This window comes from Micromonospora sp. RHAY321 (assembly GCF_023896955.1).
Taxonomy (GTDB): Bacteria; Actinomycetota; Actinomycetes; order Mycobacteriales; family Micromonosporaceae; genus Micromonospora.
The window spans coordinates 1-13,292 of record NZ_JAMHIW010000034.1 but is presented as its reverse complement, the minus strand read 5'-3'; the positions used below and the strand labels follow the sequence as shown (position 1 = coordinate 13,292).

The 13,292-nt window shown below is 71.5% G+C and carries 11 protein-coding genes; 3 read left to right on the top strand and 8 right to left on the bottom strand.

The features are described from left to right. Positions 1-89: 89 nt before the first annotated feature. The 3 genes from M8C17_RS31560 to ngcE form a co-directional block, all read right to left on the bottom strand. The gene (locus M8C17_RS31560; RefSeq protein WP_252420435.1) at positions 90-995 is read right to left on the bottom strand and encodes a carbohydrate ABC transporter permease; all 906 of its coding nucleotides are present in this window, start codon (positions 993-995) and stop codon (positions 90-92) included. Next, positions 992-1,900: a carbohydrate ABC transporter permease gene (locus M8C17_RS31555; RefSeq protein ID WP_252420433.1), complete on the bottom strand. Its 909-nt coding sequence runs from the start codon at positions 1,898-1,900 to the stop codon at positions 992-994. Before M8C17_RS31555 ends, M8C17_RS31560 begins: the two co-directional genes overlap by 4 nt. Positions 1,901-1,963: 63 nt before the next feature. Beyond that, positions 1,964-3,379, bottom strand: a complete 1,416-nt coding sequence (ngcE, locus tag M8C17_RS31550; RefSeq protein WP_252420431.1) for an N-acetylglucosamine/diacetylchitobiose ABC transporter substrate-binding protein — start codon at positions 3,377-3,379, stop codon at positions 1,964-1,966. A 192-nt stretch (positions 3,380-3,571) separates the two neighbouring features. Between ngcE and M8C17_RS31545 the strand changes: the two genes are divergently transcribed. Further along, positions 3,572-4,945, top strand: a complete 1,374-nt coding sequence (locus tag M8C17_RS31545) for an acyltransferase (RefSeq protein WP_252420429.1) — start codon at positions 3,572-3,574, stop codon at positions 4,943-4,945. On the opposite strand, the gene M8C17_RS31540 is transcribed toward M8C17_RS31545, so the two are convergent. From M8C17_RS31540 to M8C17_RS31525, 4 genes are all read right to left on the bottom strand, one after another. Continuing rightward, positions 4,917-6,404, bottom strand: a complete 1,488-nt coding sequence (locus tag M8C17_RS31540; protein ID WP_252420427.1) for a CoA-acylating methylmalonate-semialdehyde dehydrogenase — start codon at positions 6,402-6,404, stop codon at positions 4,917-4,919. The two genes, M8C17_RS31545 and M8C17_RS31540, sit on opposite strands and share 29 nt — an antisense overlap. Further along, positions 6,401-7,699 (bottom strand): aspartate aminotransferase family protein, encoded by a 1,299-nt coding sequence (locus M8C17_RS31535; protein ID WP_252420425.1) that lies wholly within the window; start codon positions 7,697-7,699, stop codon positions 6,401-6,403. Before M8C17_RS31535 ends, M8C17_RS31540 begins: the two co-directional genes overlap by 4 nt. Before the next feature lie 127 nt (positions 7,700-7,826). Continuing rightward, positions 7,827-8,600 carry a hypothetical protein gene (locus tag M8C17_RS31530; RefSeq protein ID WP_252420423.1) on the bottom strand — a complete coding sequence of 258 codons (774 nt, stop codon included), beginning with the start codon at positions 8,598-8,600 and terminating at the stop codon, positions 7,827-7,829. Between the two features lie 25 nt (positions 8,601-8,625). Then, a complete protein-coding gene (locus M8C17_RS31525; protein WP_252420421.1) occupies positions 8,626-9,495 on the bottom strand; it encodes a hypothetical protein in 870 nt (289 codons plus the stop codon). A gap of 76 nt (positions 9,496-9,571) precedes the next feature. On the opposite strand from M8C17_RS31525, the gene M8C17_RS31520 reads away from it, so the two are divergent. Further along, complete coding sequence (locus M8C17_RS31520) at positions 9,572-10,528, top strand: hypothetical protein (protein ID WP_252420419.1); 957 nt, start codon at positions 9,572-9,574, stop codon at positions 10,526-10,528. A gap of 34 nt (positions 10,529-10,562) precedes the next feature. On the opposite strand, the gene murD is transcribed toward M8C17_RS31520, so the two are convergent. Further along, positions 10,563-11,912 (bottom strand): UDP-N-acetylmuramoyl-L-alanine--D-glutamate ligase, encoded by a 1,350-nt coding sequence (gene murD, locus M8C17_RS31515; RefSeq protein ID WP_252420417.1) that lies wholly within the window; start codon positions 11,910-11,912, stop codon positions 10,563-10,565. Between the two features lie 92 nt (positions 11,913-12,004). Here murD and M8C17_RS31510 point away from each other — a divergent pair. Further along, a partial coding sequence (locus M8C17_RS31510; protein ID WP_252420415.1) for a hypothetical protein occupies positions 12,005-13,292 on the top strand: 1,288 nt, incomplete at its 3' end.

Below are 13,292 nucleotides of genomic sequence, written 5' to 3'. Positions count from 1 at the left end.
GCGGATCTTGGGCTCGGGATAGGGGCCCGGAGGGGCAGGCAGCGGGGTGATCAGGATCGGTCAGCCCTGCGGGCTGGCGGACCGGTCGGCTACTTGAGCTGACCCGCGGTGAGGCCCGACTGCACCTGTCGCTGGAAGAACACGTACACGGCGAGCACCGGCAGGACCGCGATGCTCAGCCCGGCGAAGAGGCGGGCGTAGTCGCCGGCGTACCCCTGGCTGACCGACAGGGCGAACAGCCCCTGGGCGAGCACCCACTTCGACTCGTCGCCCTGCATCAACACCTGGGGTAGCAGGAACTGGTTCCAGTGGCTGAGAAAGTTGAAGATCGCAACACTGATCAGTCCCGGACGCGCCATCGGCAGCATCACCCGGAAGAAGAGCCGGAAGTGACCACACCCGTCGACCATCGCGGCCTCCGCCACCGAGGTCGGCAGGGTCCGGAAGAACGCGGTCAGGAAGAACACCGTGAACGGCAGCGAGTAGGCCGCGTACACCAGGATCAGCCCACGCCAGGTGCCGAAGAGGCCGGCGTTGCGGACCACGAAGAAGAGCGGCACCAGGGCGAGGAACACCGGGAACATCAGCCCGCCGACGAACAGGTAGTAGACGAACTGCCGGCCGCGGAACTCGTACCGGGCGAAGACGTACGCGGCGGTGGCGCCCATCAGCATGGTGAGGCTGACCGAGCCGGCCACCACCACCAGGCTGTTGAGGAAGTACCGGCCGATGTGCGCGCCGGTCCAGGCCCGCGCCCAGTTGTCCCAGTGCAGCGCGCCGGGCAGCCCCCACGGGTCGGCCAGGATCTCACCGTTGGTCTTGAACGAGCTGATGAACATCCACAGCAGCGGCAGGACGGTGAGCAGCCCCCAGATCAGCAGGAAGCCGTGTGAGAAGGCGTTGGCCACGCCGAGATCCCGGCGGAGGGGGCGGTCCCGCCCGGGGGCCGGCGTCGGCGCGGTGGCGGCGGAGGCGGGCTTGTCCAGTGTGGTCATGAGTACTCGATCCGATCGCGCCGGCCAATCCGCAGCGACAGCACCGCCACCGAGAGGGTCAGGAAGAACATCACCACACCGATCGCCGAGGCGTAGCCGAACTTGGTCTCGCTGCCGAAGGCCGTGTCGTACATCCGGACGCCGATCACGTCGGTGGAGAAGTTCGGCCCACCGTTGGTCATCAACTGCACGAGGATGAACCCGTCCAGGGCGAAGATGGCGAGGTAGACCCAGGCGACCTGGACGGTGTCCCAGAGCAGCGGCAGCGTGACCCGCCGCAGCGTGGTGAACCGGGACGCGCCGTCGAGCAGCACCGCCTCGTAGATCTCCTTCGGCACGGCCGACATCGCCGCGCCGAACAGCACGACGTAGAACCCGACGTTGCTCCACACCATCACCGCCAGAACGCACCAGAAGGCCGTCGATGGGTCACCGAGCCAGGTCGGCGCGGGCAGGCCGAGGCCGTGCAGGGCGCTCGTGAGCAGCCCCTTGTTCGGGTGGTAGACCTCCTTCCAGAGCAGCGCGATGATCACCACGGAGAGCACCTGCGGAAAGAAGTAGACCGTGCGGTAGAACGCGCCGCCACGTACACCGGTCACGCCGGCGCGGCCGCTGCGGCCGCCCATGGCCAGCATGGTGGCGAAGAAGAGCCCGAGCACGATGGTCAGCACCGGCACCAGGCCCAGCAGGATCGCGTTGTTCTTCAGTGCGTTCCAGACGTAGTCGTCGTGCCACAGGGCCTTGAAGTTCGCCAGGCCGACGGAGTTGGCCTCGGGCGAGTAGCCGAGCCAGTCGGTGGTGGAGATCTGGAACGCCTGCAGGTACGGGGAGACGACGAAGGCGACGTAGAGCAGCACCGGCGGCACCAGGAAGGTGACGATCAGCGGCCACTTGCCATGTCTCACGATGAGGACCTTTCGCGGGTGTTGCGGCCGGTGGGGATGGATCCACCCCCACCGGCCGGGCTGTCAGGCCGCTCGCTTGTACTTCTTGACCGAGGTGTCCTGGGCGATCGAGTCGGCGCCCTTCTGGCACTGCTCGAGGAACTCCGCCGGGCTGGTCCGACCGCTGAAGAACTCGCCGCACGCGGCGTCCACGAGGTTGCGCTCCAGCTTGCGGTAGTAGTTGTTGTAGACCCAGTTGAAGCCGTTGGCGCCGGACGCGTCGAGCGCCTTGACCACGGTGTTCAGCCCGTACGGCAGCTCGACGCCCTCGGTGGCGCCGGCGACCACGGTGAGGCTGGAGACCTTCCGGGTGAAGTCCTGGGCGCCCTTGAGGGAGAGCATGGTCCGGAAGTATTCGAGGCCGCCGGCCACGTTGCGGGCCTTGGCCGGCACCATGAACGGCTCACCGGCGGTGCCCCGGATCGCCTCGAACGGCAGCTTGTCGCCGCTGCCCAGGCTGGGCGTCGGCGCGATGGTCATGTTGAACCCGGCCGGGGTGACGTCCTTCTGCTCGCTCTCCAGCCAGGAGCCACAGGAGATGAACGCGGCCTTGCCCTGGCACCACGCGGTCTGCGACTGCTTGTGGTCCAGGCCGGGCGAGCCCTCCAGGATGTACTTGTCCTTGACGATCTGGTACCACGCGTCGGCGGCGGCCCTCATCGAGTCGGACTTCCAGGCGTTCGGCTCCAGGTTGTCGATCGCGGTGGCCACCGAGGGGCCGCCGAGCTTGATCGCGGTGGCGATCACCGGCCAGCTCATGTAGCGCGGGTGCAGGCCGGCGTACGTCCAGGGGGCGATGCCGGCGGCCTTGATCTGCTTGCAGAGCGCGATGTGCTCGTCCCAGGTCTTGGCGTACTCCCACTTGCGCTCGGTGAACAGCTTGCTGGAGTACCAGATGCCGTAGGCGGTGTAGGTGTAGTTCAACACCAGGAACTTGCCGTCGTAGGAGCCGACCTCGACCGCGCCGGGCAGCAGCGTGTCCTTGACCGTCTTGCCGGGCACGTCGAGGCTCGGGGCGGCCAGCAGCTCGCCGAGGTCGGCGAGGGCGTTCTGGCTCACCAGGCCATTGAAGTCGATCTGGCCGGCGCCGGAGTTGTTGACCACGTCCGGCGGGGTGCCGTCGACGAAGCGCGGCTGGAGGGTCTTGCTGATCTCCTGGGTGACGGAGTGCTTGACCTTTGCCTTCGGGTACTTCTCGGTGTACATGGCCTCGTGGGCCTTGGCGTACTCCTCGCCGAACCCACCGCCGAAGATCACCACCTCGAGCGGTGCGTCCTCCTTGACGCCGAGCGGGTTCTGTTCGCTCTTGGTGCCCTTGTAGGCGGTGGCGTCGTCCTTGTCACCGCCACCGCCACTGGCGCAGCCGGCCAGCAGGCCGGCGGCGGGGGTGGCCAGCAGGCCGGCGGCGGCGCTGCGCCGCAGGATGTCACGCCTGTTCATGAGTTCTCCTCGGGTCGGGTCGGGCGGTCGCCTGGTGCTGGGGGAAGGCGTCCGTCTCGCGAGGCACGTTGATTCTCTTCAGTTCACACCATGTTGCTGAAGAATTTCTACGACAGCGCGAGCCCGACTTCAAGTACTGACGGCCGAACCGTTATCACCACCGGCCAACACCGGGTCGCATAGCCTGGGGCGATGCGCCGCCTGCGCCAGCTCGCCGAGCGCACCCCGGCCGGCCGGGAACGGTACGTCGACCTGCTCCGAGCCGTCGCCATCACCATGGTCGTTCTCGGACACTGGACCGCCTCCGTGATCGAACGGGACGACGCCGGCCAACCCACCGGGCACTCCGCGCTCGGCGACCTGCCGTGGGCGTACCCGCTGACCTGGATTGCCCAGGTCATGCCGGTCTTCTTCCTGGTCGGCGGCTACGCCAACGCGGCCTCGCTGAGCCGGCTACGCGCCCGGAGCGGTGACTCCGTCGGCTGGCTGCTCGACCGCAGCACCCGACTGGTCCGACCCACCAGCGTGCTGGTGCTGGTGCTCGGCGCCGGCGCCGCGCTGGCCCGGCTGCTCGGCACCGACCCGACCCGGATCCGCGAGGTGGTCTGGTTCGCCACCATCCCGCTCTGGTTCCTGGTCGCCTACCTGGCGGTGGTCGCGCTCACCCCACCGATGTACGCGCTGCACCGCCGCTTCGGCCTGGCCGTACCGGTCGTCCTGGTCGCCCTCGTCGGCCTCGGCGACCTGGGACGGCTCACCGGGCCGGTGGAGCTGAGCTACGGCAACTACCTGTTCGGCTGGCTGGCCGTCCACCAGCTCGGCTTCGCCTGGCACGACGCCCGCGCGGCCGGGCCGTCGGCCGCCGACCATCCGGGGGTACGCCGACGCCCGCTGCCCATCTCCCGCCGGGCCGGCCTGGTGTTCCTGGCCTGCGGGCTGGCGGTGCTGCTGCTGCTCACCGCGCCCGGCCCCTGGCCGGTGTCCATGCTCAACGTGCCCGGCGCGAGGCTGGACAACGCCGCGCCGCCCAGCCTGGCGCTGCTGGCCCTCGCCACCGCCCAGCTCGGCCTGATCCTGTTGCTGCGCGGCCCCGCCGAGCGCCTGCTGCGCCGCCCCGGCCCGTGGCAGGTGGTGATCGCGGTCAACCTGGTGGTGCTGACCGTCTTCCTCTGGCACCTCACCGCCGCGATCCTGCTGATCGGGCTGCTCGACGTGACCGGCACGCTGCCCACACCGGCGGCCGGCTCGGCCGACTGGTGGGCGTGGCGGGTGCCCTGGCTGCTGCTGCTCGCTGCCGTCCTGGCGGTGCTGGTGGCCATCTTCGGGCCGGTGGAGGCCCGCAGCGGCCGACACCGCACCGGCCGTCGTGGCGGCCGCGGCACCACGGTTCGCAGGCTGCTGACCGTGGCCGGCTACGTCGCCGTGGTGGTCGCACTGCTGATCAACAGCGCGACCCCGAAAGGTGCCCCGGAGCCGCTCGGCATGCCCGTCCCGGCGCTCCTGGCGTACCTGGCCGGGGCGGGCATGCTGCGGCTGCTCAGGTCTGGGTGGGGAACCCGAGGTTGACCCCGCCGTGCCGGGGATCGAGCCACCGGCTGGTGACCACCTTGCCCCGCGTGAAGAAGCGCACCCCGTCCTCGCCGTGGGCGTGCAGGTCACCGAAGAGCGACGACTTCCAGCCGCCGAACGAGTGGTACGCCATCGGCACCGGGATGGGCACGTTGATCCCGACCATGCCCACCTCCACCTCGTGCTGGTAGCGCCGGGCCGCCCCACCGTCGTTGGTGAAGATCGCCGTGCCGTTGCCGTACGGGCTGGCGTTGACCAGTTCCACCGCCTCGTCGTACGAGCCGACCCGGACCACGCCGAGCACCGGCCCGAAGATCTCGTCGGTGTAGATCGACATGTCCGGGGTCACCCGGTCGAACAGCGTGGGGCCGAGCCAGAAGCCGTCCGGGTCGCCGTCCGGCGTCACGTCCCGACCGTCCACCACCGGCACCGCGCCGGCGGCCACCCCGGCGTCGACGTAGGAGCGCACCTTCGCCGCGTGGGCGGCGGTCACCAGCGGACCCATGTCGCAGCCCCGCCGGCCGTCGCCGGTGCGCAGACCGGCCATCCGAGCGGCGATCCGCTCGACCAGCGCGTCGGCGACCGGCTCGACCGCCACCAGCACCGAGATGGCCATGCACCGCTCCCCCGCCGAGCCGAACCCGGCGTTGACCGCCGCGTCGGCCGCCAGGTCCAGGTCGGCGTCGGGAAGCACCACCATGTGGTTCTTCGCCCCGCCGAGGGCCTGCACCCGCTTGCCGGCGGCGGTGCCGCGCTGGTAGACGTACCGGGCGATCGGGGTGGAGCCGACGAACGACACCGACCGCACCTCCGGGTGGTCCAGCAGCGCGTCGACGGCCTCCTTGTCGCCGTTGACCACGTTCAGCACCCCGTCCGGCAGGCCCGCCTCGGCGAACCACTCCGCCAACAGCAGCGCCGCGCTCGGGTCCTTCTCGCTCGGCTTGAGCACCAACGCGTTGCCGCAGGCCACCGCGACCGGCACGAACCACAGCGGCACCATCACCGGGAAGTTGAACGGAGAGATCACCGCGACCACCCCGAGCGGCTGCCGGATGGTGTACGAGTCGACCTCGGTGGAGACGTTCTCGCTGAACGCGCCGCGCAGGGCCGACGGCAGGCCGCAGGCGTACTCGATCACCTCCAGGCCGCGCTGCACCTCGCCGGCGGCGTCGGCGAGCACCTTGCCGTGCTCGGCGGTGATCACCTCGGCGAGCCGGTCCCGGCGGGCGTGCACCAACTCCCGGAAGGCGAACAGCACCGCCGACCGCTTCGCCAGCGACGCGTCCCGCCACGACCGGGCGGCGCGGGCGGCGGCCTGCACCGCGACGTCGACGTCCGCGGTGCAGGCCAGCTCGACCTCGGCGGTACGCCGACCCGTCGCCGGGTCGAACACGTCGCCACGCCGCTCGGACGTGCCGCCGACCCGCTTGCCGTCGATGAAGTGACCGATGCTCATGCCGCCACCCCCGCCGAGGAGCGGATCGCGTCGACGAGAATGGCAAGGCCCTCACGGGCCTCCTCCTCGGTCAACGTCAACGGTGGACCCATCCGCAGCACGTTGCCGTACAGGCCGCCCTTGCCGGCCAGCAGGCCGCCGGTCCGGCACGCCTCGAAGACCCGGTTGGTCAGCGCCGGATCGGGCTCGTTCGTCCCCGCCCGGACGAACTCGACGCCGAGCATCAGCCCCTTGCCGCGTACCTCCGCGACGCAGTCCAGCCCACCCACCGCGGCGCGCAGGCCGTCGGCGAGGATCGCGCCGACGCGGGCCGCGTTGGCCTGGAGGTCGTGCTCGACGAGGTAGTCGAGCACGGCGTTGCCGGCCGCCGTGGAGATCGGGTTGCCGCCGAAGGTGGAGAAGCTGATCGCCGGCACCGACTCCAGCACCTCGGCCCGGCCGACCACCCCGGCCAGCGCGAACCCGTTGCCGATGCCCTTGGCGAAGGTGAGCAGGTCGGGGGTGACCCCGTGCGCCTGGTAACCCCAGAAATGCTCGCCGGTGCGCCCCCAGCCGGTCTGCACCTCGTCGGCGATGAACAGGATGCCGTGCTCGTCGAGAACCTTCTTCCAGCCCGCGAAGAGCCCGTCCGGCGGGTGCACGAAACCGCCCACACCCTGGATCGGCTCGGCGATCAGCGCGGCCACGTCGCCGGCGGTCTGGGTGGCCAGCACCTCGCGCAGGTCCTCCACCGCGGCGTCGACCTGCTCCTCGTCGCTCAGCCGGGCCAGCAGGCCGCGCACCCGGTCGCCCGAGTGCAGCCAGGCCACCTGCAGCGGGTTGAGCCCGCTGGCCGACCAGTTGCGGTTGCCGGTGACGCCCATCGCCGCGTACGACCGGCCGTGGTAGCTGTTGCGCACGGCCAGGATCTGGTGCGAGCGGCGGTGGTTGGTGGCGACCAGCAGCGCCGCCTCGTTGGCCTCGGTGCCGGAGTTGGTGAAGAACACCCGGGCGTCCGGGATGCCGGAACGCTGCGCGATCTTCTCGGCCAGTTCCACCTGCTGCCGGATCAGGTAGAGCGTCGAGCTGTGCACGATGCCGGTGGCGAGCTGACGCTCGACCGCCTCCCGGATCTCCGGGATGTCGTAGCCGATCATGTTGGTCAGCACCCCGCCGAAGAAGTCCAGGTAGCTGCGGCCCTGGGAGTCGGTGACCCGGCGGCCCGAGCCGGCGACCAGCTCGATCGGCTCGGCGTAGTACAGCGGCATCCAGGACGGGAGCACGGCCCGGTGCCGGGCCAGCAGGTCGTCGGTCATCGTGGCAACCCTTCAGCGGCATTCATGGATACCGCACGCTCCCACCGGCGGCCGGTGTGGACAACTGCCACTGTGTAGCGCAGCGCGCGTCCGCTCCTGACAGTGCGTCAGCCCAGCGGCGGACGCGTCAGTCGGCGCGCAGCACCGTCCGGCGTCGGGCCGCACGGCCGACAGCCGGCGCGTGCAGCGCCGCCGCGAGCACCGCGAAGGCCACCCAGCCGGCCACCAGGGCAACGACCGGCGAGTGGCCCTGCCACCAGTGGTACGCGGCCAGGAAGCCCACCAGCGCCAGGCTGTTGCGGGCGAAGTGCCGGCTGAACGCCACCAGGTCGCGGCGGCTCTCGACGGCGACCAGCACCCCCGAGTACGGGAAGGTCACGACCATCGCCCGCAGCAGCTCACCGAGGAGCCCGGTGAGCGTCGCGCCGAGCAGGATCACCAGCAGCTTGACCGGCGCCGGCAACGGCTGCCCCGTCCCCGCCTGCGGGTCGGTCTCCGGCTGCGGGTCGGTCTCCGGCGCCGGCGTCGGGGCGGGATGCTGCCGGCGCAGCAGCAGCATCGCCAGCGCCCAGAGCGCCACGGTGCCGGCCAGCGCCGGCCCGAACGGCACCGGCACGGCCAGCAGGCCCGCGCTGAACGCCACGTACCCGGCGATGCCGGCCGCGTCGGCGAGCAGGATCGGCCAGCGCAGCCGGTGGTGGGTGACCGCCACGACGACGAAGAACAGGTTGAGGCCGAGCACCCCGAGCAGTTGCGCGCCCTCCACCCGGTGCCCGGTGCTCACCAGCGCCAACGTCATCGGCAGCGGGAGACTGTAGACGAACGCCCGCAGGCGCACCGACCGGATCAGACTGACCGCCCACACCACCGCCGTCACCAGCAACACTCCACTGACGGTCATCGGCGCGCATGCCCTCCGGTCGCGGTCAGTCGAGGAAGGTCGCGGCCTCGACGCAGACGTCGAAGACATCGGTCAACCGGGCCAGGTCCGCCGCGTTGACCGAGAACTGGTTCTCGGTGATCTCACCGTGCGCGCTCATCACGCCCTCCCAGCAGGCGGTGCCGTCCCACACGGTCAGGTTGACGTGCCGCGAGGCGTCCACCACGCCCCACGGCAGCAGCCCCACCCGCACCCCGGCGCGACGCTGCGCCCGCACCAGCTCGGTCAGCTCGTCGGTCAGCCCGGCGTGCAGGAAGACCCGGGTGATCCGTACGCCGCGACCCAACGCCTCGACGTTGGCCGCCCAGTAGTGCCGACCGATGTCGCTGCGCCACCAGCTCAGCTCCCCGCTGGCCCTCGGCATCACGTTGGTCACCGCGTCCAGCCGCCGCACACAATCCCGCGTGCCGCCGAGCAGGTCCTGGCAGTCGTCACCCGGCCGGACGATCCGACCGGCGCGCAACTGCTCGGTCTGCGCCCGGAACCGCTCGAAGCGGCGCCGGGCCTCCTCGGCGACCCGGGTGCCCGGGTGCCGTTCGACGGCCTCCCGGGTGCCGGTGACGACCTCGGGTACCGCGTGCACCAGCCAGGGCGGCCCCTCCAGCAGCGTCCGCAGGTGGAAGCGGCGCTCGGCCCGGGCCAACGAATCCACCAGCAGCGAGATGGTGGTGCCCATCAACCCGGCGAGCAGCGACTCCACCCCGGTCGCCGCGTTGGTGAGGTCCAACGTGACCGACAGCGAGATCGACAGCAGGATGCCGACCAGCGCGACCGGGTCGGTGTGCGCCAGCAGCCGGACGAACCCACCGGCCGGCCCGGCCCGGTCGACGCGGGAGCGGCGGAGCATATCGGTCATCGACGTACCTCCCGGGCGTCGGCTGCCGCCAGGGTACGACGGGACGACAACGCAGCCGTCCCGGTACGATCCGGCGGTGCCCGAGCTGCCCGTACCGCTGACCATCGGGGCGCCGGGCGAGCCGACCGCCGGCATCGCCGGATGGGTCTGCGCGGACCCGATCCGCCGACTGGTCGCCGGCTTCGGCGGCAGCTGGCCCGACGGTGACCTCACCGAGGTGCTCCGGTTCCTGGACGAGTTCTCCGCCCGGCACTGGGACTTCCGGGGCGGCCGGGAGCGGCCCGACGCCCGGGAGCCGGACCTCGACCCGGCCACCACCGAGCTGGTGCTCACGTCCGCGTCAGCGCTCGGGCTGGTCCGGCCGGTGGCGCCGGCCAAACCGGCGTACGCCCATCTGGTGGTCCTCGGCGGTCTGGCGCACGCCTGCGTACGCCGGGTCGGGTACGCCACCCACCTGCTGCGCGCCGGCCTGCGGGTGACCGGCGAGGTCGCCGTGCTGGGCAGCTTCCGTCCGCTGACCGAGTGGGAACGCCGGACCCTGGCCGACGCGGGCCTGCCGGCCGACGAGACCGAGGTGGACGTACTCGACTCGGCGGTCCGGCGGATCTTCCAGGTGACCGCACCGGCGCAACAGGACGGTCTCGACGCCGGTCATCCGCACCACTCCTGGTCCTCGCGGACCTACCGACCGGCGGGACTGCCGTCGGTACGGGTGCTCGCCGCACCGTCGAGCGAACCGGATCGGCGGCGCGCGCACACCGCCGACACGCAGCGGTTCTGGGCCGGGCACGTCCAGCTCGCCCCGGGCGACGACGTGCTGATGGTCACCGCGCCGATCTACGTGCCGTTCCAGCACTGCGACGCGCTGCGCACCCTGGCCGTGCCGTACGGCTGCGACATCGACACCGTCGGCGTGGACCCGGCGCTGGCCGACCTGGCGGTGTTGCCCGAGCAGACGCTCACCCCGGGCCGCTACCTCCAGGAGATCCGCTCCGCGATCCGCTCGATGCGCGCCCTGCACGACGAGCGCTGACCGCCGTCGCCGGCCGGCATGCGCGCTGCCCCGGCTATGCCCCGGCGGTGTCGGCGACGGCCTGGGCGAAGACCTCGGAGCGGTGCTCGAAGTTGCGGAACCGGCCGTAGCTCGGCGCGGCCGGGGACAGCAGCACCACGCCGCCGGCCGGGGTCAGCTCCCGGGACAGCCGCACCGCGTCCACCAGGTCGTCGACCAGTTCGGTACGCACCTTGGGCAGGCCGGCGAGCGCCTCGACGATGCGGGCGCCGCTGTCCGGGATGCCGATCACGGTCAGTTCCCGCTCCGCGAGGTGCTCGGCCAGCGGCGAGTAGTCCAATCCCCGGTCGTTGCCTCCGACGATCACGGTCAACGGCCGCCCGTCGTACGCGTCGATCGCGTGCATGGCCGCGTACGGGCTGGTGGCCAGCGTGTCGTCGACGAAGGTCAACCCGGACGGGTCGGTGATCTCGGTGAGCCGGTGGGCCAGCCCCTGGAACTCGGCGACCGCGACGGCGAGGCTGTCCTTCTCGGCCACCACGTCGACGCCCAGGGCGTCCAGCACGGCGAGCGCCACACACAGGTTGCCCTCGTTGTGCCGGCCCACCAGAGGCAGCACGGCGCGCGGGAAGAGCGGCTGGTCGCCGAGGTGGAACCAGGGCGTGCCGTCGGCTCCGGTGGCGACGTGGGTGGTGTCGGGGCGACCGGTGCGGGTCGCCGGCAGGTCACCCAGCTCGGCGGCGAGCCGGGGGTCGCCGCCGTTCACCACGATCGTCTCCGGGTCGTGGGCGAGCAGGTTCAGCTTGTCGCGGTAGTACTCCCGCTCCCCGCCGTGCGCGTCCAGGTGCTCGGGGAAGAGCGCGGTGACCACGGCCACCCGGGGCGAGTCGGTGAGGTCGCTGCACTGGTAGCTGGACAGCTCCAGCACGTACAGCTCCGCCTCGGGCAGGTCGAGGGTCGGCACCCCGATGTTGCCGCCGAAGACGTTCGGCCGGCCCGTCGCGGTGAGCAGGTGACTGATCAGGCTGGAGGTGGTGCTCTTGCCCTTGCTGCCGGTGACCCCGACGGTGCGCGCGGCGTGGTCGGCCATCCACAGCGCGGTGCCCTGGGTGACGGGAATGCCCCGCCGGCGCAGCTCGATCAGCCACGGGTGGGTCTGCGGCACACCGGGCGAACGGACCACCACGTCGGCGGCGGCCAGCCGTTCGAAGCCCTCCTCCCCGGTGACCAGCGGGGCCGCTTCGGCCAGCGGGCCGTCCCACGGCAGCGAGAGGAAGTTGGCACTGTCGTCGACGGCGACCAGCTCGGCCGGGCCGTGCGCGGCGATCGCGGTCACCGCGGCCCGGCCCTCCCGGCCGGTCCCCCAGACGGCGACGGTACGTCCGCGCAGGTCAGACAGGCGCACTGGGCTCTCCTCGGGGGTCGCGGCGGCGGGGCGGGCGGGCGCGGTCCGGCACAGCCGGACACGGCCGGACGAACCAGGGCCTAGTATGGCGTGTGCCCAACGAGCAGCTCCGGCGGATGGACGCCTTCACCTTCCCGTCCTACTCGATCGACTTCGCCACCGGCGAGGTGTTGTTCGACTACGCCCTGACCGGCCCCGCCGGCGATCAGCGGTTCACCGAGGTCATCACCCTTCCGCTGCCCGCGGAGCCGCCCTCGGACGAGACGGTGGCCACCCTCGCCCGGGTGCTGGAGGTGCTGCACCTGGTCGCCGGGGTCAGCTACTACAAGGCCGCCGCGCCGCCCCGGCTGGTGCTGCCGGCGCCGCTGGGCCCGGCCGCCGTCGACTACGTCACCGCCGTCTACACCCAGGGCCTGGCGGAGTACGCGTACCGCAACCAGCTGCCGCACGTGCTGGAGCTGCGCCCGGAGGTGCCGGCCGGTGAGGTGTCGCCGGCCCGGGTGTACGACGACTCCGACCGTCGCCCGCTCTCGGCGGTCGGCGGCGGCAAGGACTCCATCGTCACCCTGGAGGCGCTGCGCCGGGCCGAGCTGGACCCGGTGCCGTTCTCGGTCAACCCGAACCACGTGATCGTCTCGGTCAACGAGGCGTCCGGGTTGACCCCGTTGGCCGCCCGACGGCGGATCGACCCGGTGCTGTTCGACCTGAACGCGGCCGGAGCGCTGAACGGGCACATCCCGGTCACCGCGATCAACTCGCTGATCGCGGTGGCCACCGCCGTGCTGCACGGGCTCGGCCCGGTCGTGATGTCCAACGAGCGCTCGGCGTCCGACCCCAACCTGGTCTGGAACGGTCACGAGATCAACCACCAGTGGTCCAAGGGCGTCGAGGCGGAGGGGCTGCTGCGGGCGGCGCTGGCCGAGCACGCCGGCCTGACCGAGCCGTACTTCTCGCTGCTGCGATCGCTGTCCGAGCTGCACATCGCCCGGCTCTTCGCCGAGTTCACCCGGTACGACGACGTGGTGACCAGCTGCAACGCCGCGTTCAAGCTGCGCGACGCGAGCGAACGCTGGTGCCGCGACTGCCCGAAGTGCCGGTTCGTCTTCCTGGCCATGGCGCCGTTCATGTCGCGTGAGCGGGTCACCCACATCTTCGGTGGCGACCTGCTCGCCGACCCGGAGCAGATCCCCGGTTACCGGGAGCTGCTCGGCGTCGACGGACACAAGCCGTTCGAGTGCGTGGGCGAGGTCGAGGAGTCGGTGGTGGCGTTGGGCCTGCTCGCCGAACAGGACCAGTGGCGCGACGCCCCGGTGATCCGCGCCCTGGTCGACGCCGTCCCGGCAACAGCCTGGTCAGCAGTGGCCACGTCAGACGTCTTCA

Coding starts and splice junctions, on each gene's coding strand:
- M8C17_RS31560 (WP_252420435.1), bottom strand. CDS start 995: ATGACCACACTGGACAAGCCCGCCTCCGCCGCCACCGCGCCGACGCCG.
- ngcE (WP_252420431.1), bottom strand. CDS start 3,379: ATGAACAGGCGTGACATCCTGCGGCGCAGCGCCGCCGCCGGCCTGCTG.
- M8C17_RS31545 (WP_252420429.1), top strand. CDS start 3,572: ATGCGCCGCCTGCGCCAGCTCGCCGAGCGCACCCCGGCCGGCCGGGAA.
- M8C17_RS31540 (WP_252420427.1), bottom strand. CDS start 6,404: ATGAGCATCGGTCACTTCATCGACGGCAAGCGGGTCGGCGGCACGTCC.
- M8C17_RS31535 (WP_252420425.1), bottom strand. CDS start 7,699: ATGACCGACGACCTGCTGGCCCGGCACCGGGCCGTGCTCCCGTCCTGG.
- M8C17_RS31530 (WP_252420423.1), bottom strand. CDS start 8,600: ATGACCGTCAGTGGAGTGTTGCTGGTGACGGCGGTGGTGTGGGCGGTC.
- M8C17_RS31525 (WP_252420421.1), bottom strand. CDS start 9,495: ATGACCGATATGCTCCGCCGCTCCCGCGTCGACCGGGCCGGGCCGGCC.